Origin of the sequence: Mangrovibacillus cuniculi (assembly GCF_015482585.1) — a bacterium.
GTDB lineage: Bacteria > Bacillota > Bacilli > Bacillales > R1DC41 > Mangrovibacillus > Mangrovibacillus cuniculi.
In genome coordinates, this window is sequence record NZ_CP049742.1 from 459699 (window position 1) to 486142 (window position 26444).

Sequence of the window (26444 nt, forward strand, 5' to 3'; positions counted from 1 at the left end):
AGAAAAGAGGGATGGGCATGAATGATTGCTTCATTTGCCAAAAACACTCTGGTGAAATCAAAACAGCCGGAACAGTTATTTATGAAGATGATTATGTATACGTCGGTCACATTGATCGTAACGGAAATCCCAACTATTTAGGCCATGTCATGATTGATCTAAAAAGACATGCTCCGACGCTTGCTGAGATGACTGTAGAGGAAGCCAAAGCTTTTGGTGTAATAACTTCTCGAGTTAGTAGGGCGCTAAAAGAGTCAGAGAAAGCAGAGCATATTTACGCACTGGTATCCGGAAATGCTGTGCCACATCTTCATATGCACTTAGTTGCTCGTTATCCTAATACACCGACGGAACACTGGGGTCCAATGGAAGTCTATGACTGGGCAGATGCACCAATGGGGAATAACCAAGACGTTATTGATCTATGCCATCGTCTTAAGAATTACTTAGAGAATAATCAACATGAGTGAGATAAAAGAGCTACATTGGGTCGGAAACCAAGGGTCTTTCGTTGATGACCCGGATATTAAGAAGGTTGGTAATGTTGTCGTTGGACGCTATGGAGGAAATTCTCATGCAGGACAATATAAAAATGAAGACGGATGCTTAGTTTGGTGTAACGAAGAGGAAGAGTGGGAGTTTACTATTGTTTTAGATGCGCATAATACTGCGGAAAGCGCGGAGATTGTAGTAGAAGCATTTCTTACGGAAAAGGCAACAATCTTAGAGATACTTGCATTAGCGGTAGATGAAAATGTATGTAAAAAACTGGAACAGAAAGTAGTAGCAATCTTTCAGTCAGACGAATTTTTAGAGAAGTGCCGAACATGCATTGGGGAAACAGCTGTTTTAGTAGTATTTCGAAAAGACAAATATGTTTGGTGGTTTTCGGTAGGAGATTGTGTACTATATTTATTCCATCAAGAACTAGTCGATTTAGGTCAATATGCTTTAAATCAACGCCAGTTCTATCAATGGGTGGGACAGGTGAATACGTTTGAAGAAGCAGTCGCTTGTTATTCCACAGGAACGAGTGAATTGAGAAAAGGTGTAAATCGGATTTTTGTTACTACAGATGGGTTATTGGAGTGTCCGGGTGAACCTTATGGGAAAGCGGAAGATATGTATGATACTTTCTTGCATTTTAGCGAGGGGGTGGAAGTGGTTAAGTCCATGTTTGATAGGATTATAGATAATAATGTGCGGGATAGTACGACGGTTGTTACTTGGGAAGTGGATGTTAAAAAAACTGGGACACTTGCTAGTAATCAATAGGGTGTTTGATGAGTGATTATTTTTTAAAATACTTCATAAGAACTAATCAATATAAATATTTCACCAAACACTTTAGAGGAGCATCTCGTGGTATAGCAGAGAGCAGAAAAGTAGGTTCGGGTATACCGCAGGAGCATCTTGCAGTATAGCAGAGGGAAGAAAAGTAGGTTTAGGTATACCGCAGGAGCATCTTGCGGTATAGCAGAGAGAGGAAAAGTAGGATTAGGTATACCGCAGGAACGTCTCGTGGTATAGCAGAAGGAAGAAAAGTAGGTTCAGGTATACCGCAGGAGCGTCTCGCGGTATAGGAGAAGGAAGAAAAGTAGGTTCAGGTATACCGCAGGAGCGTCTCGCGGTATAGGAGAAGGAAGAAAAGCGGGTTTAGGTATACCGCAGGAGCGTCTCGTGGTATAGCAGAGGGAAGAAAAGTAGGTTTAGGTATACCGCAGGAACGTCCCGTGGTATAGCAGAGGGAAGAAAAGCGGATTTAGTATACCGCAAGAATGTCTCGCGGGCCACAAGAATAGTAATAATTACCTAATTGAAGGTTTTATCTTAATATAGCAATAACTAAATAGTATAATAATGGTAAAGGGAGGTGGAAGTATGAAAAAGAACTACACAGCAATGTTTCTTCTTTTCTTTGCAGCATCCATTGCAGCAGGATTAGGATTAAAGAGTTTTGTCCCTTACTCCATGGTCATTGGAGCTAGTTTTGGAGTGGTATTTCTTTTATGCTCGGCCTATTTCGCTGGAAAAAAGGATGAAACAATGAAGGCACAGTAAGGGTAAACTCTGTACCTTAAATATTTTCACTTCCCACTAACAATCCCTTCTTCCAAAGAAATCTCCTGAAACTTCGTCAAACCGAACTTTTTATACATAATTCTTATCTTACCGATATCTTGAAAGTCGGTATTTTGACCAATCTCAACTTTTAGTACCATATGAAAATGGTCTGTTACTTTGTACCCTCTCACATTAAGTAAATGATCCATATATCCTTCTTCTAACAAGTGCTCTTCATACATAGAACCTATCTCTTTTGATGTATCAATATATGGTGTAATAACAATTTCATCTTCTCTTTTTGACAACAATGAACCATCCTCTTTATAAAATTGTATTTTTTCAATAGTAGGTGTTCCTATTCCGTCCCATTTCATACCATAACCTAAGAATAGTGAATTATTTTTAACTAAGCCTTCCTTACGCATACTAGAATGACTAGTCTTCTCAAACTCTCCTTCTTTGACTAAAAATAAGAACCCACCTATAGAAATTAGAGTAATTACTATTACCAGAAAGAAAATATTTATCATTTTCACTTGCTTATCCTCCAGTTGAAAAATGATCAAAAACTATCTACTACATTTCTCTTATAGGTTCTTTTAATAATTAACGACGTGTACTAACAAATCAACTTGCAAAATGAAAATTAAACATTAACCATCTAAACACGACCATTAAAAATAACCCAGTAGTAGTGTACGTAACAAATTTCTTTTTGTCTGTTGCAACTCTAAATTCCCAAAGACCAAGTACGAACAAATATAAACCTGCCACTGTAAAGAAGAAAAATAAAAGAATAAAGAAATCCATAAAACCCCTCCTTTTTTATTAAATAATAACATAAGCTGGAATTTTAAAAGTAACTTTATGGAATTATAGATACAAATTTTTCTAAATGATATGATACAAGATAAGTAGTTATTCTAAGGAAGGTAATAAAGTGTCAGACAAAAAACAAGATCATCAATGCCTAATGCAACACTCTTTTCTTTATTCTCAATAAATTGAAACTAGATATCAAATCATAGCTATAGACAATAACAATCTAGTGACTCTTAACTTGCAAACAGAGTACGATAATTTTAATTGAAGAGAAAGGGGTGCCAATATGAAACTAGGTCTAGGTAGAAACGAGGTCAAGTTAGCAGATTATACACCTGAATGGAAAAATGAGTTTATTAGAGTAAAAAAGGAATTAGTGGAGCGATTAGGTATACAAGAAGAACAGATCGAACATATCGGCAGTACAGCAATTGATCATATGGCCGCTAAACCAATTATTGATATTTTAGTGGGCGTTGAAGACATAGACGCAATTTCTACTAGATTAAAAGAAGTCTTAAAAGCTGTAGGTTTTTTACGTCTAAGAGTCCAAAAGTCAAACGAGGTTGTATTTGCGAAATTTGCTGATGAATCCTTTCAAATCAAGACCCACTATATTCATTTAGTTAATTATAAAGAAGCTACTTGGAACGACTTACTTTTCTTTAGAAATTACCTAAACAAAAATGCTGAAGCACGAAAAAAGTATCTTGAAATTAAAAGAGAGTATACTTCAACATTTTCCACTGGAATTCAAGAATATACCGATTATAAAGAAAAGTTTGTGCAGGACATATTAGCACAACAATTGAAGTAGTTTTTTTAATAGAAACACTGTACTGTCACGTCAAATAACAAAGGGAGGAAACCAATTGATCTACATCATCAGACACGGTCAAACGGATTTAAACAAAGAACGAAGAATGCAAGGGCGAAATGGATTACCATTGAACGAAACAGGTATTCAACAAGCTGCCAAACTGAAAGAAGAGTTGAAAGAGATTTCGTTTGATCTGGTTTTTTCTTCTCCACAAGAAAGGGCTATTCAGACTGCTGAAATAGTTACTGGTATGCAGGTGTCTACTGATCTAAGACTAGATGTATTTGACTTAGGAGATGCAGATAGAATTTTGCTTTCTGAAGTGAAAATGGATGGTCCTATCCCTGATAGAACCTTTTACAAAGGGGTAGAAAATCCAATTAGTTTCCTGGAAAGAGTTTTTGACTTCATGTCGGAACTGGAAAAACAAGTTGCCCATAAAGAAATAAATATTTTATTGTCCGGTCATAGATGCACCACTGGTTGTATGGGAGCTTATTTTGAGGGAGTGCCTTCCGACGGCAATATTACTAGATTTTCATCTGAAACAGGTAACTTCAAAGTTTTTACGTTCAATAGAAAGTAAGTTACGGTTTTCTCGACAGTCAAACAAAAACAATTTAAAAGGAGTAAGCCATATGAATGGAATGAAATCCAAGCTATCAGTAACAGGCGGTCTTGTTTTTTTAGGTATATCGATATTATTCTCATCTTGTTCTATTACTACTGCTATTAGTGAGTTGAAAAATGACCAAGATGCACCTAATTCATCAAGATTTGAAATGATCACTCCAAATGAGAGTAACATTATTATTTTTGATACAGTTACAGGAGAGTATTGGAGGAAATTTATCGAACCAAATGAAGGGCCGACGAATTGGGAAATGCAAGAGTCACCAGTATCGGGTAGCAATTAGTAAAGTATTTGAATACGTTCTACATAATGTGTTATCAACAAAAAAGCAGGCGTTTAAATAGTATGTTAGTTTCATTATATAATAGGTACGGTTTGTAAATTTAAACATTTAAAATAAATGTAAGTCCTAAGGGGGTAATCCATGAAACTTCGCATAGCTACCAGTTCAGATTTTGATTCAATTTCTCCTCTCCTAAACGTTTGGTGGGGAGGACGTCAAATGGTTGATATGTTACCAAGATTATTCTTTCAGCACTTTTCAAGCACTAGTTTAGTGATGGAACAGGATGATGAAATTATTGGGTTCTTAGTTGGACTCCTTTCGCAAGATCATGTAGAAGAGGCTTACATTCATTTTGTTGGTGTTCATCCTAATCATCGAAAGAAAAACATTGCAAAAGTTCTGTATGAGGAATTCTACGAGATTGCCAAAGATAACGAGCGTTCTATAGTTCGATGTGTCACCTCACCAGTAAATAAGGCTTCTGTTGCGTTTCACACCAAGATTGGATTTGAGGTGGAAGAAGGAGATAAGTTGGTGGATGGCGTGGATGTACATACTAACTATGATGGAAATGGTCAAGATCGAGTATTGTTTTGGAAACAGTTGAAGTACAGATAGTAAGGAGAGTCTGTTTTAAGTTATTAGATAGGAGGAAGTCATGAAAAAACTATTGTCCCCACGCCTACCAACTAAACAACCACCTCTTCGCCCAACAGACGAAATATGGACTGGATTCTTTTCTAAAGGAGAGCTAGAAGGAGAAGAAGACAGGGTCACACAACATGCTCATTTTCAACAAGTGCAATTTACTGGAGATTGGACAAAATCAGAGTGGAGTGACGTTTTATTTGAACGCTGCGATTTCTCTGGTAGTAACTTCAGTGATGCGAGTTTTTATCGTGTGCAGTTTCATGACTGTAAATTAGATGGAGTCAATCTGTCCGGTTGCGTTATTCGAAATGGACGATTTGATCAGTCGCGGATGAAACTTGCTAGTTTTGGATTCTCTAATTTTAAAATGGTTCGAATGCAAGATTGTGCATTAGATGAAGCGGACTTTTATGAACTTCGACATGAACATTTTTCTATCGATGCATGTACCTTACACAGTGCAAACTTTGGGGGAGTTGTGTTAAAAGATTTTGATTTATCCACATGCTCGTTTGAACGGATAATTGTAAGTATTGAAAAGATTGCTGGCTGCATTATTTCACCTGAGCAGGCGGTTGGGTTTGTGAAGGCAATTGGGATGGTGGTGAAGGAAGACTAGTGACCACCACCCAAACGATGCCTATCTAATCTTTCATTTAAGTGTTTTGTAATATAATACAGTAGCATGCAATTGTCCATCACCAGATAAAGCATAATAAGGAATGCTTCCAGCGTTTACATATTCCATAGATTGATAAAGAAAGTTGGATGGATCTCCTTCTCGAGTATCTAGTACGATAAGCGATTTATCTAATTCGCGGGCATAATCTTCAGCTATTTGCATTAACTTTCGACCAATGCCATTCCTACGGTAGTTAGGATGCGTAATTAGTTTTGCAATTTCAATTCTGTGTAGGCCGTTTGGTTTCGTACATAAATGTAGTTGTATGCTACCGACTATATGTTCCTCGACCTTTGCTACAAACAACAACGTTTCTGGCTGGATAACACTTTGCCAATAAGCTTTCGCTTCTCCTAGTGTTAAACCAGGTAAAAAACCTATCGATGCATCTTCATTTACTACTTTTACTAACAGGTTACTTAACTGCTCGCTAGCTTCTTCTATAGTTTCTAATCGTTGGATTTTAACTTCCATGGCAATTAAACCTCCCCCATTTAGGTCGATAACACTTTTACAAATGTGCCTTCTAAAGATCTGTCATATGCTAATTTGTTCATCTTTTGCACCTTTTGAGAAAGTGTGGAAGCGGATTGTAGATGTCTGTTTTGATAAACAGAAGGATCAATCAATCTTACTTTATTTTTTCGATGAATAGTAAATTCTTCTTTATTATTTTCCACCTTAACATGAGGGTGTATCTTTTCAAGTAAACTTTTAACTTCTGGATCTGAAATGGACTGAAGTTTTGTCCATAATTCTTGATCTGTCTGTAAGAAGTCCTCTAATGAAAGATAATTCTTTTGCAAAGAAAGCTTTAGTACGGAAGCTAACCTATCGTATCCAAATATATTTAGTGGATCCATAAAGAAGTCAATTACTTCTGTGTAATAAGTCTCTACAAACCACTCCGCCACTTGGATATTTTTTAAATACATCTTTCCATTCATGACAATCAGATTATCTAAAAACGTATCTACTTCTTCTCGTAAAATGTGCCCATATGTAAACATGTCTCGAAGTGTATAATCCACACGATCAGCACAAAGTTCCGGTGCAGGCTGTTCTAACAAAGTCCATTGCGATTCATCCAGTAGAATCTGTTCATAGTGGAAACCGTGCTTTTCTAAGATAGAAGGGATTGTAGAGTCTTTAATAACAGTATGAAAAATTTTTTCGTGATAGTCTTCTTCTTTGTTATCAAAGACAAAGTCGACGACATGGGAAAAAGCAGTATGAGAAACGTCGTGTAATAACCCAGCAATTTGCTCTTGTAGGGAGCCACCGAGTTTCTTGATAAGAAGCATGACGCCAATGGAATGCTCGTATCGAGTAACATTCCATTTAGGGTTAACTAAGTAACTTGCGCCTCCTTGACGTATACCCTTTAATCGTTGGAGCGGAGGACTTTGAATCAATTCTTCTAGTACTTTATTTAGTTGGAATTCTCCGTAGATGGTGTCTTGGATTCTCATGATTGTCCTCCTAAAAAGTTGGATGGGATTAATCTGTTTTTTGTAAATGTTCGGTATATAAAATATAACAGAAAATTCGGGAGGATAAAGGGGGCAACGCATATACTGCATGGCTTTTTCTATATTCATAGACTTTCCTCACTTTTGGCAGTGGCATTTTCATGTTACACTAATTTTAACATATATTTGAAATTTCAATTCTTAAAAAAAGCTCTAATAAAGGGAGGAGGAACTTCCTGTGAAATTTTTCATTATGATGCTAATCCCAATACTTACGATCTTCTCATGGTTAGCAATCGGGTTTTGGTCCAAGTCTGTGGAAGATTAGAAGACCAAACGAAGAAGTAATGCCAACGGTAGCTCAGTAACAACTTATATACAAAAAAATGTAGTGAAGGAGGATAGTCATGAAGAAACCTATCTTTGTAGAAACCACCATCCACTCCAACCTCGACACCGTCTGGGAACACAGTCAAAACCCTGACATTCATACAACCTGGGACCTTCGTTTTTCCTCCATTACCTATGAAAACAAAATAGACCATCGTGGATGGGAATTGTTTCGCTACACAAGATCCATCTTTCCAGGTCTTTTGGTTAAAGGGTGGGGGGCAAATACAGGGAAGAAAACACTGAAAAATGGTGGCGCTATCTCCTCTTTGGAGTTTGGTTCTGAGCAATTGCTTTCTCCCATTAAGAAAGGAAGCGGGTATTGGAAGTATACGCCTTTAGAAGAAGGAGTAAAATTCGACACGAAATATACCTATGAAGTTCGTTATGGATTCTTTGGCAGAATACTAGACTTGCTCTTTAGACCCACAATCGCTTGGGCAACAGCGCTTAGCTTTGATGTGTTTCGATTAAGCATTGAAACGAACCAAAAAGCGGAGCAGCTATATCGCGCATTTTTCACGAAGTGGATCTTCGTTTTTACCTTTTTGGCAGTATGGCTGTATCACGGGCTAGTGCCGAAAATCATAGCGCAGCATCCAGAAGAAGTTCGCATGATTGAACGTGTCCTACCGATTGATGGAACTGGCATTGTCATAGTTGTAGGGGTTTTAGAGATAGTGTTCGGTTTGTTATGGCTGAAATCTACATTTCATAAATGGTTATTTTTACTGCAGCTACTGGCATTCCCTGTTCTAGCTGTTGGAGCATTAGTAGCAAATCCAGACTTACTAACAGACCCGTTTTCACCAATATCGTTAACCTTTGTACTTTGTGGTGCATCTTTAGTTGGATATATAAACGAGAAACAAACCATTCCGTCATCAAAGAACACAACATGGAAAGTAGGGTAGTGGATGATTAGACAAGTACTAACCGAAGATCAGTGGGATAGACTGCATGAAAAAGTAAAACGTCGATACGCAGGAGACTCTATTTCCGGACAAGGGATCATGAAAGTGATGAAGGGAGCTCCTAAGACAATCCGCCCAATCTTACCATTAGGAAGAAAGAGAAATCTATTACTATCAGAAAGTGGAACAAACGTCCCTTTTGACTTCACATGGAAAAAAGTATTCTTACCAAATGGGATGGAAGCTTACAGGTTTGAGCGAACGTTCCACTTTTCCACAGGTAGCCAATCATTTAACGCCGTATTAGTTCCATCTCGTATCAGGCCCGTCATTCATGATTTTTTAGGCGATCCGGCAACTTTGTATGCAACGATTACTCCGACAGTAAGAGAGGACGGATCCTTGGAATTTCTCTCGGAAAGAAGTAGTTTAGTAATGGATAAGAAGAGACTATCGTTACCTGCTTTCGCGTCTGCTCAAGTTAAAGTAGAAGAGAAATACGACGACCAGAAAAATTTATATATCATCAACGTACATGCAAGTAACTCAATGGTGGGAGATTTGTTTTACTATCGGGGACATTTTGCAGAGAGGGAGTAAGGTTGGAAGAAGCGACCAAACTTCGGAGAAATCGACCGAACTTGGTGGAGAAGCGACCGAACTTAAGCGGAAGCGACCAAACTTTGGAGAAAGCGACCAAACTTGGTGGAGAAGCGACCAAACTTCGGAGAAAGCGACCGAACTTGATGAGAAGCGACCAACCTCTAGCAAAACCACCCAATACAAAAACCTGTCCCGTGCTGGAACAGGTTTTCTCTCTACTAGTCTATTTTAATCAAAATCTTGCCTTCATAATTTCTACTTTCCATTAATCGATGAGCCGCAGCTGCTTGATCTAAAGAAAAGATCTTGGCAACAGGTATTTCTATTACTCCAGAAGCAAATAATTCCATCACTTTTGTAGCAACTGGAGCTAATCGTTCAGGTGCATGTTTTCTTGTGGTACCTAAGCTAAAGCCTTTAACATTCCGACAACTATTATGTACATCGCTTGTACTAAACGAACCAGCTTTTCCGCTGCTGTTGCCAAACTGTACAAGTGTGCCGTACATCGCTAAGCATTTTAAACTATTAGTTGTAACATCACCAGCAACAGAATCAAAAATAACGTTTGCACCGCTAGTATTAGTTTCATTCATGACCATCTCAGCAAACGTGTCATACGTATAGACGTTATCGGCGCCTAAGTTTTGTACATACTCTTGCTTATCTAAATTACCGACCGTACCAATAACTTTCTTTACTCCAGCTAACTTTGCTAATTGAACTAGCATAGATCCAACGCCACCTGCAGCACTATGAATAACAATGGTATCTGTAGTTTTTACTTGTCCGATTTCATAGAAAAGTATGTACGATAAGATGCCAACAGTAGGCATGGTAGCAGCTTTCTCTAAAGAGAGATTAGAAGGTAATTTGAAGATCAATCTTTCATCCGAAATTACATATTCTGCATACGATCCGTTTTTCGGAAATGCGATTACTCGGTCTCCTTTCACAAACGTTGATCCAATAGGAGCGGTGTCCACTATCCCCGCAACATCTAACCCTAGGCTGAAAGGGAATTTCCCTTTGCCTTTCTTACCAGTTCGAGTTTTAATATCTGCATAGTTAACGCTAGTGTAAGCTGATTTAATAAGAATCTCATTTTCCCCTGTGATAGGAATTTGTCTATCTGTATAAGTAAGCACATCTGCACTACCAAATTCCTGTTGAATGACTGCTTTCATTCCCGATCTCCCCTTTATGTAAAATCCATTATAATATTAATATAAATTTCCTTATGCCGACCTCGAAATAAATGAACAACTATGAGGTGAAAAAAATCTCCAGAAGGTTCTGGAGATTTTTACGTCATTAAGATTGAATGAATTTAACAGCTTCTTGTAATAAATCTGTAAAATCTTCTGGGAAAAAATGGCCTAATTCTTTTTTGACTACAAACTGACAAGGATAGTTGTATGCATCTAAAATCTTCACTAGTTCAACCGTTTTTTCAAAAAAAATATCTTGATCTCCCGCAATAATATACCCTTTTCCCGTAGGTTTGTATTTTTCTAAATAGTCTTTAATAATGTCAAGGTCACGTATGGCAGGAATAACCGCAAGGAACCCTTTTGTATTCAACTTATTACCTTTAAGACTTAATTCAATGGCAAGTTTTCCACCTTGTGATCCACCAGCAAGTATAGTTTGTTTGGATCTAGAAATTTGATGAAATTCGTTAAAAGCATGAACAATTTCACTTTCAGCAACTGTTGGATCTTCCCAACAGTATGAATCATGTCCAAACACTTGAGATGACTGAGGAAATCCATAAAAATAGTTAGCTAATAGATGGTTGTTCATCCAATATGGAGCAAAATTTTTAACATTGTATCCCCGCATATGTAAAGAAAATATAGCAGTTGAAGCAGTAGGATTCCCAAAAGTGAACAATTCCTGCTTAGCTTCTTGTTTTGCATCCTCTAGTTTTTGTATGCATTCCTCCACAATCAATTTAAAGTTGGAGTCAGTTTGTAATACTTCTAGCTCCGAGTTGTTTGTTAATTTCTCCGGATTCCACCATAACCCTTTATCCAGCCCGTTTTGAAAAGTAGAAAGTGCCAAGTCTGTCTTCTCTTGAGCTGTAAAAGTACAAGCTTTAAGAAATAAGATCGCATCCGTTCTGTTTGGATAATCGTCCATCATTTGATGTAATAAGCTGATTACGTCACTGTATTGTTTTCGATCATATAAGGTAAAAACGTCTTTGACTAAATTATCGTACTTTGTTAGCAACAATCTTCTCACACTCCATACCTTTTTCTAAATTATACCATCTAATAAGAATAATTGGATAAAAATAGTACATAACTTTTCATCATTATGGATAGATTAACGAAGTGGAGGTGTTAAGTTGATAAAAACGATAGCAGCCATTTTTATTACAGTACTAATGCTAATCACTACTGGCTTTAGTAATGAAGAAAGTACTTCACCAAATGAGGAACTGTATCAAAACGTTTTTTTAAGCCTCTTAATGCCATATATAAGTGAAGCAGTCAACAATTACTACACAAATTTGCTGTCTGAAATGCCTTTGGTTTATACATATGATATAGAAGTATTGGGAGTTAAGAGATTATTAGATGATACAAGTTATTTATTCGAGGTTGATTTGCAAGTGGCACCAGTAATTGGAGCACATAATGCAGTAGGAGAAGATAGACTTATTTTCTATATAGATGGTACAGGGAATGTGAAATTAAAAAAATATCAACACTTAAAAGATTATCCTCTCTTTTAATAACATATAGGCAGCGACTAATGTAGATAGTCACTGCCTATATTTTTATGTAATTAATGGTATTTATTATATATTTATGTAAAATAAAACTAATAGAAAGATAGAGTATTCAGTAAGATATCAATGCATAGGAGAATGCGAAATGAACCCAATAGTGCTTCAGTTCCAGCATACAATCGGTGAAATCAAAAGTATGGAAAAACTAGCTCAACAAGGATGGACGTCTATCGTACAAAAAGTAACAACAGACAACGGAGTCTATCTATTAAAAAGTTCATATAAGGACAAGTACAGACAATGGTTAAAACAAGAAGCGGATGTACTACAACAATTTAAAGATCATGATGAAATCCATGTGCCAAAATATTTTGGATTTATTGTGGAAGAGAGTGCGAGTCATTTACTCATGTCTTTTGAAGAAGGTGTTAGTTTAACAACGGCTTTAAAAGAAGCAAAGACGACAGAGGAGAGAAGAGAGCTGATAAAAAGTTTTGGAAACTTCTTGAATCATTTTCATGGGTTAAAAATACCTGAAGACATAGGAAAGGTAGATTGGCTAGAATCTCAGTTTGAATTGGCTGCCAAGTATATAGAAAAAAATCAAACAGATGGAAGTCTAGAATTGCTGCAACAACTAAAGAACAATAAACCAACGCCAACTCAGCAAACATTTATTCATGGAGACTGCACAACGGATAATGTAATGGTGATCAATGGTCGTGTAGCATTATTTATTGATGTTGCGGGTATGACGATTGGAGATCCAAGGTATGATGAATCCTTAGCTATAAGGGACTTTACTGGTGACAATGAGTTAAAGAGTGCTTTCTATGAAGGCTATACAAGAAATCGAGTTACTCCAGAAGAGTTTGATTACTTTGATGGTGGATTGTATGAGTTTTTCTAGAAGTATAGTAGATGAAGATGGAGGAGCTAAGATACACTTAGCTCTTCCATCTATCAGTTAATTCTAGTAACCAACAATGCAGCAGAAGTAGGAGATAAGTAAATCTCTGTCGCTCGGACATCCTCATGATTTAACCAAAACTCTCTCACTTCGTCAGGTTTGTCACGCCATTCTTCAGGAAAATGCTCCTGTGGTGTAAAATCGTCCATTAGTAGTAAACCACCGATATCTAATGCACAAAGTAATAATTCGGCTTCCAAACATTTTGCTGCAGCTGCATCCGCAAAAATAAATTGGAAAGGGCCTTTGTGGATTAGTTCCTTCCAGTCGGATACTAGAAAGGTAACTTGACAATGATGTAAAGTCTCTCTCACTAAGTCGACCTTTTTCTTATCATGATCTACTGAATAAAAGGATACTCCAGGAAGAAGTGCTGAAACAATCCACGAGCTGCCTACTCCGTAACCTGTGCCTATTTCGAGGATTTTCCCATGTTTTATTTGCCCAACTAAGACGGATAATAGCCGTCCCGTTTCATCAGAGCAAGAATGAGAGAAGTGTTTGCTCTTTGCTAATTTTTTACTGTTCATAACTATCTCTGGTAGATAGGAATTGTAACGATACATAGTGGTCATGACATTTCCTCTTCAGTCAGTCCTAACCGACATAAACAACCCTGGATCCAACTCCTCACTCTCCATCACAATCGCAGTTAATCCAGCCTCCGTTTTCGTCTCGTGCCACTCGCCTTTCTCCCAAAATACAGCATCTCCAGCGCTTACTTTGGCATACACTTCATCAGCACCCTTTACCAAACCTTCTCCTTGTAAAATAAGAAGAAGTTGAGGTGTTACAGCTTGATGCCAACCGATAACACCATTTTCCTCTAGATACATACAACCCACATGAGCAGGTTTCGTCGTCTGAATCACTCTACTCATAGCAAAATTGGAATCAAATCTCGTAATTCTCTTTGAAACGCTTTGATCAAATGAAAAAATAATCATGATAACCTCCTAGGATGGTATATGGAATTTATTCGACGATGAAGTAAAAATCCCTTGAATTTTTTTACATCTCCAAAGGAGCAGTCATCCCCAACAGTCGCAAGCCTTCTTTCAAAACAACAGTCACCGCAAACACGACGGTAATTCTCGCTTGCATCCATTTAGTATCATCCAAAATACGAACAGAACCATAAAACTTATTGAACGCTCTAGCTAATTCCATTAAGTACTTGGCTACTTGCGATGGATCATATTCAGACCAGGCACGTGCAACAACTTCAGGAAAAGCATATAACTGTATAATTACTTGCCAAGCTTCAGGTAGATGATGAGAAGCATCTCCTTCAGGTTCAAAATTCCCTTTACGAAGCAACGACGAAGCACGAGCATGCGTGTATTGTAAATAAGGCCCCGTTTCACCTTCGAATTTCAACATATCTTCTAATGAAAATTCAATGTCATGCAAACGATAATTTTTTAAATCATGGAAGATCACAGCACCAGTTCCCACTTGCTTAGCAACTGCCTCTTTATTTACTAAACCAGGATTTTTCTCTTCTATATTGGTAAGAGCGAGTTCCATTGCTTCCTTCAAGACAGACTCCAGTAGAACAACTTTCCCTTTACGAGTAGACATTTTCTTTCCATCTTTCAACATCATCCCAAACGGAATATGCTTCAATCCACTGTGCCAATCGTAACCCATTTTCTCTAACACTTTGTATACTTGCTTAAAGTGTAATGACTGCTCATTTCCAACAACATACAGTGATTGATCAAACTCATATGTTTCTTGACGATAAAGTGCAGCCGCCAAATCACGAGTGGCATAAAGAGTTGTTCCGTCTGACTTTTTAATTAAACAAGGTGGTAAATCTTCTAGTTCAACTACTTGTGCACCATCCGATTCTTTCAACAAGGATTTCTCTTCCAGCAGTTTCACCACTCGATCCATTTTGTCGTTGTAAAACGCTTCACCATCATTCGAATCGAACTTAATACCAAGGATGTCATAGATCTTAAGGAATTCTTGCCAAGACTCATGACGGAACCACTCCCACAATTCGAGGGCTTCTTTGTCTCCATTTTCCAGTTTCTTAAACCAAGCCCGTGCCTCATCTTCTAAAGACGGAGCAGTCTCTGCTTCTTCATGAAATTGAACATATAACTTTAATAATTCCTGTATCGGGTTCTCTCTGACGATTTCTTCTTTTCCCCATTTCTTATAAGCAACAATTAGTTTTCCAAACTGCGTGCCCCAATCTCCGAGATGGTTAATGCGAACTGCTTGAAATCCTTGTTTTTCTGCTAGTAGAGCAAGTGAATTTCCGATAACGGTAGAACGCAAGTGCCCCATGGAGAAAGGCTTTGCAATGTTGGGGGAGGATAGGTCGATGGTGACAACCTTGTCGTTCCCACTGCTGCCAGTTCCATAAGATTCTTTTTCTTGTAAAATGGAAGTTAAAACAGATGTTGCAATGACCTCTTGCTGCAAGAAAATGTTCACGTATCCACCAACTATTTCTGTGTGGGAGATAATTGGTGACTGCATCTCGTTTGCGATTTCTGGTGCGATTACGTTAGGAGACTTTCGAAGGATTTTTGCTAATTCAAAACACGGAAACGAGTAATCACCTAAGTGCTCATACTTTGGTTTCTCAATCATTTGTTGGATCTTTTCTTCCGTAAGCTTTCCGTCTAGCGTTTGATAAAGAACATGTGCTAATTCATTAACAATATGCATTTTTATCCCTCCAATTTTAGTGTAGAAAAACAAAAAGAACCCCGCCTCTTATAAAATAAGAGACGGGATTCTTAGATTAGTCCCGTGGTACCACTCTACTTGTTTTTGCAAACCACTCGATTTGTTAACGAGGCAGACCCCGGCTGTTCCCTACTACCGTTCGGGAAAGCATCTCCAAAGTGCGCTTCATCAATTGCTCTGCACCAAGCTCCCACCAACCTTGGCTCGCTAAAACATTCGCAACTAACTACTCTCTTTATCATGGATTTTACAGATATTAGTATCATTATAGGGAACTTTTGAAATATTTCAATAGTTATTTACTATTTTTTAAATTGGTGATTGGTGTGTGCAGAAGTTGGATAGAAGTTAGAGGAAAAGCGGGAAAGTGTGCAGAGTGGGGAGAAAAGTGAGCAGAAGCAGCGGAAAGTGTGCAGAGTGCGAAGAAAAGTGAGCAGAAGCAGCGGAAAGTGTGAAGAGTGCGGAGAAAAGTGAGCAGAAGTAGCGGAAAGTGTGCAGAGTGCGGGGAAAAGTGAGCAGAAGCAGCGGGAAAGTGTGCAGAAGCCAACCAAAAGTGACCAAAAACACACAACAAAGGGTCCAGTGACATCTTCATGATCACGAACCCCGCCAAAGTGAATTATAAAATAGGCTAACATCATAAAGTGTTACTCATGTAAGTGACTCTAGTAATGTTTTGCCAATGTGAAGGACTATAAGAAACAGGACGATGCTAATGAGCAATACTTGGAAGTTATACTTAACGTTCTTCATCCATCTCGTCTCCTTAATTCGACTTTAATTGCATTTTAGGCAAGGAGCGTTTCATTTAATCATTTTAATCTAGAATATTTATTTCATCTTTGGATCGTATGGAGTGTCTGTCTGCTTGACTATGCAAGGGAATTACACTATGATGTATACCTATGGGGGTAAAAATTTTTACTCTAAAATATACCTTAGGGGGTAATGGTGATTCTTATGGATTACATTGGTTATGTATTAATTGGGATAGTTATTGCAGCAATGTCTATGAAGTTTATGCCGATTAAAGGCGTGCGACAGATTTCCGTAGCGGATTTGAAAAATGAGTTAAAAGATAAAAATAAGCAGTTTATCGATGTACGTACATCTGGTGAGTATAGAGGTTTTAATCTCAGAGAATTTAAGAATATTCCTTTGCATCAACTGAAGCAAAAAGCAGAGAAGGAATTAGTGAAAGAAAAAGAAGTTGTAGTAATTTGTCAAAGTGGAATGAGAAGCCAGAATGCTAGTAAGGTATTAAAAAAGTTGGGGTTTGAAAAAGTAACTAATGTCCGTGGTGGCATGAGTGCTTGGAAATAATGAAGGGAGTAGATAATGATGAAAAAATTAAGTACAAGTGAAGTCAAAATGCTTCTGAATGAAGGTAAGAGCGTAAATATTATAGATGTAAGAGAAGTGGAAGAGGTAAAGGAAGGGATGATTCCAGGTGCAATCCATATTCCTCTTGGTCTTTTAGAGTTCCGTCTTCATGAGCTAGATAAGGAGAAAGACTACATTATAGTGTGTCGCTCTGGGGGAAGAAGTGCTCGTGCATATGAACTTTTAGAGAGTCGCGGATACACTGTTACGAATATGACTGGCGGTATGTTGGATTGGAATGGCGAAACAAAATGATAGATTAGAAAAGTTGGCAGAGTGATTCTAGCCAACTTTTTTGTCATATATAAGCAATTCTTATGAAGCTTCATTCGTTCTACTTTCTTACTAATTATTGTAATAAAGGTTATAGTTAAGTGGAGAGGAGTGGTGTTTAATGATTTTAGGAATTCACCATGTTCAGTTGACGATACCAGTAGGAAAAGAAGAAGAGGGAAGAGACTTTTATTGTAAGGTTTTGGGCCTCAAGGAGAAAGAAAAGCCAAAAAGCCTGCAGGGACGAGGTGGATTTTGGCTGCAAGCTGGTCCACACGAAATTCATGTTGGGACAGAAGATGGTATGGATAGAGCAAAAACAAAAGCTCATTTAGCATACCAAGTGGATGATTTGAAGTATTGGAGAGACAAACTTCAGGAACATAAGATTGAGATGATAGAATCTATTCCAATTGAGGGATATGATCGTTTTGAATTCCGTGATCCGTTTGGGAATCGTGTGGAGATGATTCAGGCGATTTAGCTATATGTTCTTTATTTAAAAGCGACAAAAGTTTGAGCTCTGGGCGGACTTTTGTCGCTTTTTTTATATTATCCATTCTTCCTCCTCTTCTAACTCTACAACATTTTTCGAAATCACCCTTTGATAGACAAAATCATACCGCTGAAATATTGGAATATAGAAGTGATTATGTAACTTTATGGTTTGAGAGTCGTCTGTTGATGTGGAGGGATAACGATGAAAAAAACAATACATATAGTAACTTTAATAATAGTAAGCATATTGATTACTGGCTGTGATTTAGTAGGATCTTCAAATGAACTTCCTCTAGAAATGGTAGCTTATAATTCGTTGACTAGAGAAGAGCAAAAACAAATACCTGTGAGCCCAAAAGATTCGAGTGTGCAAGTGTTGAGCGTAGATGAAACAATAAAGTCTTATCTTCCTAATGATTACAAAGATGATAAAGTACATGCTGTTATATTTCGAGGAACAGAAACTGATAATGAGGGGAATCTTACTGTGTTCTTAGGTCAGGATAGAAAATCTGTAATTGGAAAAGGGAATTATTGAGTAGGAGGAATTGCATTGAATGGCATTTATAATCTATTAACAATAACTTTAAATATCTTGTTTTATGTGAATATTATTATTAGGAATGTATCTCGCCCTCATTCTATATAATTAAAAATTTAAGCATGTTGGTTGAATTTCATCAGCAAATTTTAATAGGGAATCATAATACCCTTTGTTTTTGACGAAGGGACTTTTTCTGGAAAATAACTTTAAGAATTTATTAAGAAATCTAACTGTAAATATCTGTTATAATAAATTTATTGAATAGTAGACTTGCAGGGTAACAAGGAGGTAATAGGATGAAGAAGTATATGTTTCTTTGTCTGCTTCTATTGGTTGGTTGTAGCACTACACAAGAGAATTGGGAGACAGCTATCCCTGAGTTAACAACACTAGGAACAGACATTGTAGATGAACAAGGCAATATTAAAAATGGTAGTTTTTTAGAAGAGTTTGAAGAGAAAGTGAAACAAGGAATCAAATCAACTGTGCGAATTATTACCTATACGGAAGAAGGAGCACCGATAGTAACGACACTTGATTTTGACGGGGAAAATATTACTACTACCAAAGATGAGAGAAGAGATAGTAACGGTTTGAGAGAATTCTCCACTGTGCAGTGTAAGAAGATTGATGTGAACGAGGTGGAGAGGTCGTTGGATTATCGATTGAGTGGATGTGAAGGGGATAAGTGGGTTTTATAGGGTTTTGAGTGAGGGGAAAATAGTGAATATACATATAATAGGTTCTGTTGGCAGCGGGAAAACTACTTTGGCTAGAGAACTTGCTGCGGATTTATCCATACCAAACTATGAAATTGACAATTTTGTTTGGGAAAGGAATCCGTATGGTGATCACAGAAGGTCTGATCTAGAGATTCTAAAGGTAGTAAAGAAAATAGTAGCTACCGAAAACTGGATAATAGAAGGCGTACATACAAGAGAGTGGATCGCATCTTCTTTACAACAAGTCCACCTCATTATCCTATTAGATCCTCCTTCAAAAGTAAGGCGGTACAGAATTATAAAGAGATTTTTTCGTCAGTTAGTAAAATTAGAAAAGGCTAACTACAAGCCATCGTGGAAGATTTTTATGAACATGTTTAAGTGGGACGCGCAGTTTGAGCGTAACGGAAAAGCATCTCTTTATAGAATGTGTAGGGGATTTGAGAGTAAGATAGTCGTTGTGAAGAGTAAGGACGAGGCAACAATGCTTGTGAAAAGGGAATGGAAAAAGAGCTGTTAACGAAGAAGATATCTTTGTTAGCAGCTCTTTTCTTTTACTTTATTAAACTATGTAACCAGTCAATCATTTCTCTTATAACTTCAACAGAGGCGCAAGTATTCATGGGCGTTAGTTCTAGAGAATGGTTAGCTCCTTCGACTACTTCTATTGGCATCTTGTTTTTCAATGTGTCTAATTGGAGAGCATCAATTTGTTTCATGGTTACAGAAGCAAAAATTTGCCCATAAAGAGAAGGAGTACGAAGTCAAAGGAGGACTAAGACGATGGATAAAAAACATCTAGTCATTCTTGGGGCGGTATTCTTACTACTTACCGGTTGCCAAGAGGAGCAAGTAGAAAAGCCAGAAGAGCCGAAAAGCGAATTTTCTATTAAGATGAAGACACCTGAAGAACAGCAGAAAATTGCAGAAACGTATACATATGAAGATTATAAGAAAGTGTTTGATGAAGCTGTTACAGAAGCGAAAGAGTTTAATGAAGACGAAGAGTTAACGAAATGGATTGTCCGAACATTAGCTCAAGAAAAGCTTGCTTATGCGGAAGAGTTGCCGGATGAGCAGGTGGTAAAATTGGCTAGGCAAACAATGAACGAAGAAAAAGTTTGGAAGGACATCGCATATGAGAAATATAAGGTAGAGGTTACGGATGAAGAGATAGATAACTATATCAAGGAAGGGCCAGATTCGAGCGATCTTCCAGCACATAAAGCGTATGCTGAAGCGCTTGGCTTAACTTTAGAAGAATTGAATCATGAATATGACCGAGAGTTGTATGAGAAGAATTTGATTTGGATGAAATTGAGGCCAATTTTAGAAGAAGAGTATGGGGTAACGGATAGGGAAGAGATTATTCAGAGATATAATGAAGAAGTGAATGAGAAGTTAGGTTGATGGGTCTTGTCTTGTGGAGCACCTGAAGCGAGAAAAGTGGTGCCAGGTGTCCCAGGAGATCGTCTTGCGGAGCACCTGAAGCGAGAAAAGTGGAGTTATGTGTCCCGGGAGATCGTTTTGCGGAGCACATGAAACGTGGAAAGTGGAGTTAGGTGTCCCAGGAGAGTGTCTTGCGGAGCATCTGAAGCGAGGAAAGTGGAGTCAGGTGTCCCAGGAGCGCGTCTTGTGGAGCACCTGAAGCGAGAAAAGTGGAGTTAGGTGTCCCGGGAGAGCGTCTTGCGGGGCACCTGAAGCGAGAAAAGCGGAGTTAGGTGTCCCAGGAGAGTGTCTTGTGGAGCACCTGAAGCGTGGAGAGTGGTGCCAGGTGTCCCAGGAGAGTGTCTTGTGGAGCACCTGAAGCGAGAAAAGTGGAGTTAGGTGTCCCGGGAGACTGTCTTGTGGAGAACGTGAAGTTATAAAACTAGGGTTACGTGGTCCACAAAAAGTTTCCGCGGTATAGCAGAAGTCGAAATCAACATCTCAGTTATACCGGAGGAGCGTCCAGCGGTATAGCAGAAATAGAAAACAGTGATGCAGGTATATCAGAGGAGCGTCCAGCGGTATAGCAGAAGCAGAAAACAGTGATGCAGGTATACCAGAGGAGCATCCAGCGGTATAGCAGAAGCAGAAAACAGTGATACAGGTATACCAGAGGAACGTCCAGCAGTATAGGGGAAACCCAAAACGACAATCTAGATATACCACGGCAGCTTTTCTCATAAGTCTAACTGATTAAAATATAATGAGACTCATCTAAAAACAAGCCACACCCAACGGCTAACGATGAGTTGTTACTGGTCTCGTAACAAACAAAAAGAAATGACTAAAGCAAATGCTAGTCATTTCTTTTTCATTTCAGTTTATTTTACAATCGCAGCTCGCTTCTTCACGGGCACATAGATATCAATCTTCTTATTCTCGTTAACATGACAACGCTCATCGTACAGTTCGATGTCTAAAGTGCCGCTATGCTCATAATCTGACTGCGGAAACCAGGTACTGAAAATGTTGTTCCAAGTTGATTGAATCGTTGGGATAAATGATTTGTCGTCAGCAGGAGGTGTGGTGAAAATCGCAAATTCTTGCTCCGGAAATGTTCGATAAACCATTCCAGCAAGCGGCGTTGTTCCCTCTGCCACTCTTTTTCCAATAATGTAGGTGAACTCACCTGTCTCTGGTTGGAAATCTGTACAAATACCTAATTCTTCATAAGGATTAAGAGGAGAAGGGATCTTCTCACCAAGGTCATTTTGCAAGTATTGTTGCCAAAAAGCAGGAATATCTGAATTATTTTCTCCGTCAACATTCTTTGTCTTCACTTCATAACCAACTACATAAAATCCTTCAACTTTTTTCAAACTAGGTTCCATCGATAGCTCTCCTTTTATACGATAAGATTTTAAGTAGGCTTTACTTCTGAAAGGACCAGAAAGCTGATGAGCACGACGATATTGCAGAGGGCTCACACCAAACTGTTTCTTAAAAGCTCGATTAAACGATTCTTGATAAGAAAATCCAACTTCTAACGCAATATCAATTATCTTTTGATTCGTAAAATAAATCTTCTCTGCAGCAACAGTTAACCGTCTTTTTCTTACATATTCAATGACAGATTCCCCAACCATCGTTTGAAAAACGCGATGAAAGTGGAAGGGAGAAAAATTAGCGACTTCTGCAAGCCACTTTAGCGATAATGGTTCGTCTAAATGATCCTCAATATAATCCAGTGAGTGCTGAATATCCTTGTCATAACTCATCGTATCACCTACCTTGCTTTTAGATTATCAGGGAATGTTGAAGAAAAATTAACCATTGTTGCTATCTTATAGATTGTAGTTAGCTATTTGCAAAAATTACCTCAATACCTCACTCAATCCATTATCATTCGTATACTTTATAGCTTCAATTTTATCTTCTTCTTTCTTAGAAAAACTCACCTTACCTTCCACTTCTGTCTGCACTTCGTCAGCGGTATCTTTATCTACAATCACATCAGCAACGAAGTTATACAACTCTGGAAAGTCTTTGTCCTGTGTAATTTCTACGTTTTCTAAATTAAGCGTGTGGTTATTCATCGTTGCTGTTTGCGCATAAGCATATCCATTTGATCCTATGAAAGAAACAAATGCATCCTCAACAAAGTAATTTCCATAAACATTTTTATTGTACTCGTCTAATTTTTGAACTGAGTGGGTCTCGCTATCGATTTGTTTCATTTCTGAGATAATTTCCGCTAACTCCAAATCTGGAGCGCTAAATTGCGCTTGTAAAACATCCTTAATAGCTGTCGTTTGAGCAGATTCTTCACTACAAGCTGTAATAAAAATACAAGCTAGACTAATCGATAATGCTAAAAACCATTTGTTTCTCATAAAAAATCCCCTCCGTATCTAGTAATACGAAACTAGAATAGAGGGGGATTCAAATATTTTCATAATAGTAATAATTTACTAATTATGCCCGCGATCTTTAAATAATTTTACCCATATAAAACTCATCAAAATATTTTCCATCAATGCAAAGAGAATTCCGTTTTGTGCCTTCCACTTGAAATCCCATCTTTTTATATAAATGAACTGCAGAAAGGTTTTCACAAACAACAGTTAACTCTAACCTGTTGAGTGGAACGTCTTTTGCCCAACGTTCCATTTCTTCAAATAACAAAGTTCCAACACCTTGGCCTCTAAATTTCTCATTAATGCCAATCACTACGAGTGCTGAGTGCTGCTTTCTTTTTACATCGCCTCCGATCACCACCAAATATCCAGCAAGGTTGTTATTGTTTTCTGCTAGTAAAATAGTAGAATTAGGACTCGATTGAAAGTGACTAATCATCTTTCGCTGACCTTCGGGGGTTACAGATCGTTCTCCCGCACCAAACATCATAAACTCAGAACTAGACTCTACCTTTCCGATTAGTTGAACAAGGTTTTCTGCATCATCTATATTGCATTCTCTAACAAACATCATCATTCTCCTTCAGGAATCGTCTCTTTGGCTTTTTAAAATAGAATACATAAACACGTCATTTGGCTGTCCATCTTGATATATGTAGTCACGAAGGATGCCTTCTTCTTGGAATCCTAATTTCCTTAACAGGTTGTTGGAAGCTTCATTCTCTAAAAATACTACTGCTCCGATTCGAGTAAGGTTCAGCTTGTTGAAGCCGTAATCTACCATTTCTCTCACTGCTTCCGAAGTGTACCCGCTTCGCCAAAAGTCAGGGTGAATCTCGTATCCAACTTCCGCACGTTTATATTTACCGAGTAAATTGTTAAAGCCGATTGTACCAATTAATCCAGGGCGATCTTTCAATTCGATTCCCCAGCGCATTCCGCGTTTGTCCTCATAACCTTTTTGAAACATAGCTACTAGATTCTCTGCTTCTTCCACACTTTTCATCGTATCTTGGCCGTAATACTGCGTAACTTCTTTTAAAGAGAAGATAGAGAACAATGCTTGAGCATCTTTTTGTTTAATTTCTCGAAGGATAAGGCGTTCTGTTTCTAATTTAGGTACCATTTATTTTCCTGCTTTCACTGAATTAGTCTTGATCAAACGTTTGATCAGGCTTATTTGCCCTCTATGACTGATTTCTTCTTCTATTACATGGAAATATATAGTTAAGAATATCAGTTATTTCAGGAAATGAAAGTCTGATTATGGAAGGAAATAAATGTTATACTTGATGTATATGGGAATCGGTCGAGGGGGCAAGGTGGCTCGACGAAATCTTGGTAACACTAAAAGTACCATTATACGTGAGACACTAGAGAACTTTATTTTTGAGGAAAAGACTTTTGATCTTGTTACTTCTAGGTTTGTACTTCATTATATTGAGGATTTGAATGCTTTGTTTAAGAAGATTTATTCTACTTTAAATCAAGATGGGCACTTTATTTTCAGTATTCAACATCCGGTTACTACTTCTTCTTTCATTAGTAAGCAGTCTGGAGAAAGACGAGAAAACTGGATTGTAGACGACTATTTTAAAAAAAGGCGAAAGAACGGAACCGTGGATAGACGAACAAGTGGTAAAATATCATCGGACAATTGAGAGTTATTTTCCTTGTTTAAGGACTGCGGGTTTTGACGTGAAAGATTTACGTGAAGGTTTCCCGGTTAGAGAGAATTTTTCAAACGAACCAGAGTTTGAACGTCGAAAGAGGATTCCAGTTGTACTGATTTTTAAGTGTATGAGAGGATAGTTCGTATATTTTCCAGAATTCTACTCAAACTAGAAATGGCTACTGTCAAAGGTCATAGTTTAGAGAGGGAAATATGAAAAAATACATAGGTATAATTAGTACCCTACAAATCATCGTTGCTTTTTTGGTTTCTCAATACCAAACACTTACGATAAATCGATATGCAAGGCAAACAAAGTACATCCAACTCGGTTTTGCGCTCTTTGTTTTCTTCATTAGTTTGGGTCAAACAGTTGTGATTATAGAAAAATTTAATAAGTTGAAAGACAGATTAGAGCCTGGGAGATGAGGGCTCTTTTTTTATGAATAAGATGTTATAATTACCTTAAATTTCTAATTATGATTCGAGGTGAGTTGATGTTAGTTAGGCAAGCGAAAATGGAAGATTCAAATGGAATTGCAAAAGTTCACGTAGACAGTTGGAAAACAACGTATACAGATATTTTACCAGAGACTTTTCTCAATAATTTATCCTATGATAAAAGAAAACAACTTTGGCAGAACAATATCACAAATAACGGTGAGAACATTTTTGTCATAGAAACTGACACTGGACAAATAGTAGGTTTTGCTGATTGTGGGAAAAGAAAATAATCATAAAGAATCTCTTGATTTAACGTCTCTTTATGTATTGCAAGAATACCAGGGGCTAGGGCTGGGAAAGAAACTATTAATGGAAATATTTACACACATTTCTTTATTAGGGTTTAATAAGGTGTTTGTAGATGTTTTAGAAGATAACCCAACTTGTAAATTTTACGAGTATTTAGGAGCAGAATTTTTTGCTCGTAAGGAGATAGAAATTGCAGAGGAAAAATGGAACCTAGTAACGTATCTGTGGGGAGATATTCGAGTTGCTATAGGCATATTAAATCGTTAAACGGAGGTTATGAAGTGGGGTACATAATGAACTTGAGAAAAGTAGTAGGTACTCAGCCTTTAATGATGGTTGGAGCAAACGTAATGGTGTTAAATGAACGACAAGAAGTTTTACTTCAGTTAAGAAGAGATAATAATTGCTGGGGGTTGCCAGGTGGCTCGATGGAATTAGGAGAAAGTTTTGAAGAGGTAGCAAAAAGAGAATTGACAGAGGAAACTGGTTTGATAGCGAATGAGGTGAAGCTATATAACGTGTTTTCAGGTAAGGACTTTTATTACAAATATCCTCATGGTGATGAGGTTTATAATGCAATTGCTACTTATATTTGTGCTGATTATACTGGTTTGCTAGTAGAACAAAATGAAGAGGTTGCGGAGTTAAGATTTTTTCCTTTTTCACAATTACCATCGAAGCTAAGTCCACCTGACCAACCTGTGATAATGTCGTATTTTAGAGCATTAGTAGAGAAGCAAAGAGATAACGAGGGGGGAATTAAATGAAATGAGACAAGGTAGAGAAGTGACCTAGACTGGCGAATTGCTTTTGCGGCAAAAGCGCTTAAGCCGCGGAGTTGGAGAAGGTTATTATGCGGCAAGTGGGAGAAGCCGCGGAATTTGAGAAGGTTCCCATGCGGCAAGTGAGAGAAGCCGCAGAGTTTGGGTTGGTTATCATGCGGCAAAAGCGCTTAAGCCGCGAATTACTAATAGAATTAAGGCGGCAA

The 26444-nt window shown here is 37.8% G+C and carries 37 protein-coding genes and 1 other annotated feature; of the genes, 24 read left to right on the top strand and 13 right to left on the bottom strand.

The window, feature by feature from the left end:
• Window positions 1-17: 17 nt before the first annotated feature.
• The 3 genes from G8O30_RS02280 (at window position 18) to G8O30_RS02290 (ending at window position 2061) form a co-directional block, all read left to right on the top strand.
• A complete protein-coding gene (locus tag G8O30_RS02280; protein WP_239673382.1) occupies window positions 18-470 on the top strand; it encodes an HIT family protein in 453 nt (150 codons plus the stop codon).
• Window positions 463-1275, top strand: coding sequence for a PP2C family serine/threonine-protein phosphatase (locus tag G8O30_RS02285; protein WP_239673383.1), 813 nt, complete (start codon window positions 463-465; stop codon window positions 1273-1275). Before G8O30_RS02280 ends, G8O30_RS02285 begins: the two co-directional genes overlap by 8 nt.
• A gap of 606 nt (window positions 1276-1881) precedes the next feature.
• Entirely contained in the window at window positions 1882-2061 is a 180-nt protein-coding gene (locus tag G8O30_RS02290) for a hypothetical protein (RefSeq protein ID WP_239673384.1), read from the top strand.
• Between the two features lie 26 nt (window positions 2062-2087).
• Here the strand turns inward: G8O30_RS02290 and G8O30_RS02295 are convergent, their stop codons facing one another.
• Both G8O30_RS02295 and G8O30_RS02300 read right to left on the bottom strand, forming a co-directional pair.
• Window positions 2088-2603, bottom strand: coding sequence for a hypothetical protein (locus G8O30_RS02295; RefSeq protein ID WP_239673385.1), 516 nt, complete (start codon window positions 2601-2603; stop codon window positions 2088-2090).
• A 91-nt stretch (window positions 2604-2694) separates the two neighbouring features.
• On the bottom strand, window positions 2695-2877 hold the full coding sequence (locus G8O30_RS02300; protein WP_239673386.1) for a hypothetical protein: 183 nt from the start codon (window positions 2875-2877) through the stop codon (window positions 2695-2697).
• Between the two features lie 298 nt (window positions 2878-3175).
• On the opposite strand from G8O30_RS02300, the gene G8O30_RS02305 reads away from it, so the two are divergent.
• The 5 genes from G8O30_RS02305 to G8O30_RS02325 all read left to right on the top strand — a co-directional run bounded on the left by G8O30_RS02305 (window position 3176) and on the right by G8O30_RS02325 (window position 5899).
• A complete protein-coding gene (locus tag G8O30_RS02305; protein WP_239673387.1) occupies window positions 3176-3706 on the top strand; it encodes a GrpB family protein in 531 nt (176 codons plus the stop codon).
• Between the two features lie 55 nt (window positions 3707-3761).
• Window positions 3762-4295 carry a histidine phosphatase family protein gene (locus G8O30_RS02310; protein WP_239673388.1) on the top strand — a complete coding sequence of 178 codons (534 nt, stop codon included), beginning with the start codon at window positions 3762-3764 and terminating at the stop codon, window positions 4293-4295.
• 52 nt (window positions 4296-4347) lie between these two features.
• Window positions 4348-4626, top strand: a complete 279-nt coding sequence (locus G8O30_RS02315) for a hypothetical protein (protein WP_239673389.1) — start codon at window positions 4348-4350, stop codon at window positions 4624-4626.
• Between the two features lie 141 nt (window positions 4627-4767).
• On the top strand, window positions 4768-5247 hold the full coding sequence (locus G8O30_RS02320) for a GNAT family N-acetyltransferase (RefSeq protein WP_239673390.1): 480 nt from the start codon (window positions 4768-4770) through the stop codon (window positions 5245-5247).
• 40 nt (window positions 5248-5287) lie between these two features.
• The gene (locus tag G8O30_RS02325) at window positions 5288-5899 is read left to right on the top strand and encodes a pentapeptide repeat-containing protein (RefSeq protein ID WP_239673391.1); all 612 of its coding nucleotides are present in this window, start codon (window positions 5288-5290) and stop codon (window positions 5897-5899) included.
• A gap of 33 nt (window positions 5900-5932) precedes the next feature.
• Here G8O30_RS02325 and G8O30_RS02330 read toward each other — a convergent pair whose 3' ends face one another.
• Together G8O30_RS02330 and G8O30_RS02335 are read right to left on the bottom strand one after the other, a co-directional pair.
• Window positions 5933-6436 carry a GNAT family N-acetyltransferase gene (locus G8O30_RS02330; RefSeq protein WP_239673392.1) on the bottom strand — a complete coding sequence of 168 codons (504 nt, stop codon included), beginning with the start codon at window positions 6434-6436 and terminating at the stop codon, window positions 5933-5935.
• 20 nt (window positions 6437-6456) lie between these two features.
• Complete coding sequence (locus G8O30_RS02335; protein WP_239673393.1) at window positions 6457-7434, bottom strand: HD domain-containing protein; 978 nt, start codon at window positions 7432-7434, stop codon at window positions 6457-6459.
• Window positions 7435-7841: 407 nt separating this feature from the next.
• Here G8O30_RS02335 and G8O30_RS02340 point away from each other — a divergent pair, with 407 nt between their 5' ends.
• Both G8O30_RS02340 and G8O30_RS02345 read left to right on the top strand, forming a co-directional pair.
• Window positions 7842-8738: a DoxX-like family protein gene (locus G8O30_RS02340; protein ID WP_239673394.1), complete on the top strand. Its 897-nt coding sequence runs from the start codon at window positions 7842-7844 to the stop codon at window positions 8736-8738.
• Window positions 8739-8741: 3 nt separating this feature from the next.
• Window positions 8742-9338 carry a DUF4166 domain-containing protein gene (locus G8O30_RS02345; protein ID WP_239673395.1) on the top strand — a complete coding sequence of 199 codons (597 nt, stop codon included), beginning with the start codon at window positions 8742-8744 and terminating at the stop codon, window positions 9336-9338.
• 221 nt (window positions 9339-9559) lie between these two features.
• Here G8O30_RS02345 and G8O30_RS02350 read toward each other — a convergent pair whose 3' ends face one another.
• Complete coding sequence (locus G8O30_RS02350; RefSeq protein WP_239673396.1) at window positions 9560-10528, bottom strand: quinone oxidoreductase family protein; 969 nt, start codon at window positions 10526-10528, stop codon at window positions 9560-9562.
• Window positions 10529-10655: 127 nt separating this feature from the next.
• Complete coding sequence (locus G8O30_RS02355; RefSeq protein ID WP_239673397.1) at window positions 10656-11582, bottom strand: alpha/beta hydrolase; 927 nt, start codon at window positions 11580-11582, stop codon at window positions 10656-10658.
• A gap of 115 nt (window positions 11583-11697) precedes the next feature.
• Here G8O30_RS02355 and G8O30_RS02360 point away from each other — a divergent pair, with 115 nt between their 5' ends.
• Entirely contained in the window at window positions 11698-12087 is a 390-nt protein-coding gene (locus G8O30_RS02360; protein WP_239673398.1) for a DUF3888 domain-containing protein, read from the top strand.
• A 142-nt stretch (window positions 12088-12229) separates the two neighbouring features.
• Window positions 12230-12994, top strand: coding sequence for a phosphotransferase (locus G8O30_RS02365; protein ID WP_239673399.1), 765 nt, complete (start codon window positions 12230-12232; stop codon window positions 12992-12994).
• 53 nt (window positions 12995-13047) lie between these two features.
• On the opposite strand, the gene G8O30_RS02370 is transcribed toward G8O30_RS02365, so the two are convergent.
• The 3 genes from G8O30_RS02370 to argS all read right to left on the bottom strand — a co-directional run bounded on the left by G8O30_RS02370 (window position 13048) and on the right by argS (window position 15745).
• A complete protein-coding gene (locus tag G8O30_RS02370; protein WP_239673400.1) occupies window positions 13048-13629 on the bottom strand; it encodes an O-methyltransferase in 582 nt (193 codons plus the stop codon).
• Window positions 13630-13641: 12 nt separating this feature from the next.
• Window positions 13642-14001, bottom strand: a complete 360-nt coding sequence (locus tag G8O30_RS02375) for a cupin domain-containing protein (protein ID WP_239673401.1) — start codon at window positions 13999-14001, stop codon at window positions 13642-13644.
• A 64-nt stretch (window positions 14002-14065) separates the two neighbouring features.
• Window positions 14066-15745 carry an arginine--tRNA ligase gene (gene argS, locus G8O30_RS02380; RefSeq protein ID WP_239673402.1) on the bottom strand — a complete coding sequence of 560 codons (1680 nt, stop codon included), beginning with the start codon at window positions 15743-15745 and terminating at the stop codon, window positions 14066-14068.
• Between the two features lie 55 nt (window positions 15746-15800).
• Window positions 15801-16017: a binding site (T-box leader), on the bottom strand.
• Between the two features lie 709 nt (window positions 16018-16726).
• Between argS and G8O30_RS02385 the strand changes: the two genes are divergently transcribed.
• The 8 genes from G8O30_RS02385 (at window position 16727) to G8O30_RS02420 (ending at window position 20596) form a co-directional block, all read left to right on the top strand.
• Window positions 16727-17089: a rhodanese-like domain-containing protein gene (locus G8O30_RS02385; RefSeq protein WP_239674466.1), complete on the top strand. Its 363-nt coding sequence runs from the start codon at window positions 16727-16729 to the stop codon at window positions 17087-17089.
• Between the two features lie 18 nt (window positions 17090-17107).
• A complete protein-coding gene (locus G8O30_RS02390; RefSeq protein WP_239674467.1) occupies window positions 17108-17404 on the top strand; it encodes a rhodanese-like domain-containing protein in 297 nt (98 codons plus the stop codon).
• 139 nt (window positions 17405-17543) lie between these two features.
• Window positions 17544-17906, top strand: coding sequence for a VOC family protein (locus tag G8O30_RS02395; RefSeq protein WP_239673403.1), 363 nt, complete (start codon window positions 17544-17546; stop codon window positions 17904-17906).
• A gap of 216 nt (window positions 17907-18122) precedes the next feature.
• The gene (locus tag G8O30_RS02400; protein ID WP_239673404.1) at window positions 18123-18458 is read left to right on the top strand and encodes a hypothetical protein; all 336 of its coding nucleotides are present in this window, start codon (window positions 18123-18125) and stop codon (window positions 18456-18458) included.
• A gap of 302 nt (window positions 18459-18760) precedes the next feature.
• Window positions 18761-19165, top strand: a complete 405-nt coding sequence (locus tag G8O30_RS02405; protein WP_239673405.1) for a DUF4362 domain-containing protein — start codon at window positions 18761-18763, stop codon at window positions 19163-19165.
• A 22-nt stretch (window positions 19166-19187) separates the two neighbouring features.
• Complete coding sequence (locus G8O30_RS02410) at window positions 19188-19706, top strand: P-loop NTPase family protein (RefSeq protein WP_239673406.1); 519 nt, start codon at window positions 19188-19190, stop codon at window positions 19704-19706.
• Entirely contained in the window at window positions 19688-19933 is a 246-nt protein-coding gene (locus G8O30_RS02415; RefSeq protein ID WP_239673407.1) for a hypothetical protein, read from the top strand. The genes G8O30_RS02410 and G8O30_RS02415 overlap by 19 nt, the downstream gene beginning before the upstream one ends.
• 36 nt (window positions 19934-19969) lie before the next feature.
• A complete protein-coding gene (locus G8O30_RS02420; protein WP_239673408.1) occupies window positions 19970-20596 on the top strand; it encodes a hypothetical protein in 627 nt (208 codons plus the stop codon).
• Between the two features lie 899 nt (window positions 20597-21495).
• Here G8O30_RS02420 and G8O30_RS02425 read toward each other — a convergent pair.
• From G8O30_RS02425 to G8O30_RS02440, 4 genes are all read right to left on the bottom strand, one after another.
• Window positions 21496-22392, bottom strand: a complete 897-nt coding sequence (locus tag G8O30_RS02425) for an AraC family transcriptional regulator (RefSeq protein WP_239673409.1) — start codon at window positions 22390-22392, stop codon at window positions 21496-21498.
• 96 nt (window positions 22393-22488) lie between these two features.
• Complete coding sequence (locus G8O30_RS02430; RefSeq protein WP_239673410.1) at window positions 22489-23007, bottom strand: hypothetical protein; 519 nt, start codon at window positions 23005-23007, stop codon at window positions 22489-22491.
• Window positions 23008-23104: 97 nt separating this feature from the next.
• Complete coding sequence (locus G8O30_RS02435) at window positions 23105-23608, bottom strand: GNAT family N-acetyltransferase (RefSeq protein ID WP_338040655.1); 504 nt, start codon at window positions 23606-23608, stop codon at window positions 23105-23107.
• Between the two features lie 6 nt (window positions 23609-23614).
• On the bottom strand, window positions 23615-24157 hold the full coding sequence (locus G8O30_RS02440) for a GNAT family N-acetyltransferase (RefSeq protein WP_239673411.1): 543 nt from the start codon (window positions 24155-24157) through the stop codon (window positions 23615-23617).
• A gap of 196 nt (window positions 24158-24353) precedes the next feature.
• Between G8O30_RS02440 and G8O30_RS02445 the strand changes: the two genes are divergently transcribed.
• The 4 genes from G8O30_RS02445 (at window position 24354) to G8O30_RS02460 (ending at window position 26223) form a co-directional block, all read left to right on the top strand.
• A complete protein-coding gene (locus tag G8O30_RS02445) occupies window positions 24354-24692 on the top strand; it encodes a class I SAM-dependent methyltransferase (RefSeq protein WP_239673412.1) in 339 nt (112 codons plus the stop codon).
• 508 nt (window positions 24693-25200) lie between these two features.
• Window positions 25201-25437 carry a GNAT family N-acetyltransferase gene (locus G8O30_RS02450; protein ID WP_239673413.1) on the top strand — a complete coding sequence of 79 codons (237 nt, stop codon included), beginning with the start codon at window positions 25201-25203 and terminating at the stop codon, window positions 25435-25437.
• Window positions 25421-25723, top strand: coding sequence for a GNAT family N-acetyltransferase (locus G8O30_RS02455; protein ID WP_239673414.1), 303 nt, complete (start codon window positions 25421-25423; stop codon window positions 25721-25723). The genes G8O30_RS02450 and G8O30_RS02455 overlap by 17 nt, the downstream gene beginning before the upstream one ends.
• Before the next feature lie 14 nt (window positions 25724-25737).
• Window positions 25738-26223, top strand: coding sequence for an NUDIX hydrolase (locus tag G8O30_RS02460; protein WP_239673415.1), 486 nt, complete (start codon window positions 25738-25740; stop codon window positions 26221-26223).
• Window positions 26224-26444: the final 221 nt, after the last annotated feature.

Excerpts from the sequence above, each read along its gene's own strand:
- G8O30_RS02280 (WP_239673382.1), top strand. The coding sequence starts at position 18 with ATGAATGATTGCTTCATTTGCCAAAAACACTCTGGTGAAATCAAAACA.
- G8O30_RS02285 (WP_239673383.1), top strand. The coding sequence starts at position 463 with ATGAGTGAGATAAAAGAGCTACATTGGGTCGGAAACCAAGGGTCTTTC.
- G8O30_RS02290 (WP_239673384.1), top strand. The coding sequence starts at position 1,882 with ATGAAAAAGAACTACACAGCAATGTTTCTTCTTTTCTTTGCAGCATCC.
- G8O30_RS02300 (WP_239673386.1), bottom strand. The coding sequence starts at position 2,877 with ATGGATTTCTTTATTCTTTTATTTTTCTTCTTTACAGTGGCAGGTTTA.
- G8O30_RS02305 (WP_239673387.1), top strand. The coding sequence starts at position 3,176 with ATGAAACTAGGTCTAGGTAGAAACGAGGTCAAGTTAGCAGATTATACA.
- G8O30_RS02315 (WP_239673389.1), top strand. The coding sequence starts at position 4,348 with ATGAATGGAATGAAATCCAAGCTATCAGTAACAGGCGGTCTTGTTTTT.
- G8O30_RS02320 (WP_239673390.1), top strand. The coding sequence starts at position 4,768 with ATGAAACTTCGCATAGCTACCAGTTCAGATTTTGATTCAATTTCTCCT.
- G8O30_RS02325 (WP_239673391.1), top strand. The coding sequence starts at position 5,288 with ATGAAAAAACTATTGTCCCCACGCCTACCAACTAAACAACCACCTCTT.
- G8O30_RS02330 (WP_239673392.1), bottom strand. The coding sequence starts at position 6,436 with ATGGAAGTTAAAATCCAACGATTAGAAACTATAGAAGAAGCTAGCGAG.
- G8O30_RS02335 (WP_239673393.1), bottom strand. The coding sequence starts at position 7,434 with ATGAGAATCCAAGACACCATCTACGGAGAATTCCAACTAAATAAAGTA.
- G8O30_RS02340 (WP_239673394.1), top strand. The coding sequence starts at position 7,842 with ATGAAGAAACCTATCTTTGTAGAAACCACCATCCACTCCAACCTCGAC.
- G8O30_RS02345 (WP_239673395.1), top strand. The coding sequence starts at position 8,742 with ATGATTAGACAAGTACTAACCGAAGATCAGTGGGATAGACTGCATGAA.
- G8O30_RS02350 (WP_239673396.1), bottom strand. The coding sequence starts at position 10,528 with ATGAAAGCAGTCATTCAACAGGAATTTGGTAGTGCAGATGTGCTTACT.
- G8O30_RS02365 (WP_239673399.1), top strand. The coding sequence starts at position 12,230 with ATGAACCCAATAGTGCTTCAGTTCCAGCATACAATCGGTGAAATCAAA.
- G8O30_RS02370 (WP_239673400.1), bottom strand. The coding sequence starts at position 13,629 with ATGACCACTATGTATCGTTACAATTCCTATCTACCAGAGATAGTTATG.
- G8O30_RS02375 (WP_239673401.1), bottom strand. The coding sequence starts at position 14,001 with ATGATTATTTTTTCATTTGATCAAAGCGTTTCAAAGAGAATTACGAGA.
- argS (WP_239673402.1), bottom strand. The coding sequence starts at position 15,745 with ATGCATATTGTTAATGAATTAGCACATGTTCTTTATCAAACGCTAGAC.
- G8O30_RS02385 (WP_239674466.1), top strand. The coding sequence starts at position 16,727 with ATGGATTACATTGGTTATGTATTAATTGGGATAGTTATTGCAGCAATG.
- G8O30_RS02390 (WP_239674467.1), top strand. The coding sequence starts at position 17,108 with ATGAAAAAATTAAGTACAAGTGAAGTCAAAATGCTTCTGAATGAAGGT.
- G8O30_RS02395 (WP_239673403.1), top strand. The coding sequence starts at position 17,544 with ATGATTTTAGGAATTCACCATGTTCAGTTGACGATACCAGTAGGAAAA.
- G8O30_RS02400 (WP_239673404.1), top strand. The coding sequence starts at position 18,123 with ATGAAAAAAACAATACATATAGTAACTTTAATAATAGTAAGCATATTG.
- G8O30_RS02405 (WP_239673405.1), top strand. The coding sequence starts at position 18,761 with ATGAAGAAGTATATGTTTCTTTGTCTGCTTCTATTGGTTGGTTGTAGC.
- G8O30_RS02415 (WP_239673407.1), top strand. The coding sequence starts at position 19,688 with ATGGAAAAAGAGCTGTTAACGAAGAAGATATCTTTGTTAGCAGCTCTT.
- G8O30_RS02420 (WP_239673408.1), top strand. The coding sequence starts at position 19,970 with ATGGATAAAAAACATCTAGTCATTCTTGGGGCGGTATTCTTACTACTT.
- G8O30_RS02425 (WP_239673409.1), bottom strand. The coding sequence starts at position 22,392 with ATGAGTTATGACAAGGATATTCAGCACTCACTGGATTATATTGAGGAT.
- G8O30_RS02430 (WP_239673410.1), bottom strand. The coding sequence starts at position 23,007 with ATGAGAAACAAATGGTTTTTAGCATTATCGATTAGTCTAGCTTGTATT.
- G8O30_RS02435 (WP_338040655.1), bottom strand. The coding sequence starts at position 23,608 with ATGATGATGTTTGTTAGAGAATGCAATATAGATGATGCAGAAAACCTT.
- G8O30_RS02440 (WP_239673411.1), bottom strand. The coding sequence starts at position 24,157 with ATGGTACCTAAATTAGAAACAGAACGCCTTATCCTTCGAGAAATTAAA.
- G8O30_RS02450 (WP_239673413.1), top strand. The coding sequence starts at position 25,201 with ATGTTAGTTAGGCAAGCGAAAATGGAAGATTCAAATGGAATTGCAAAA.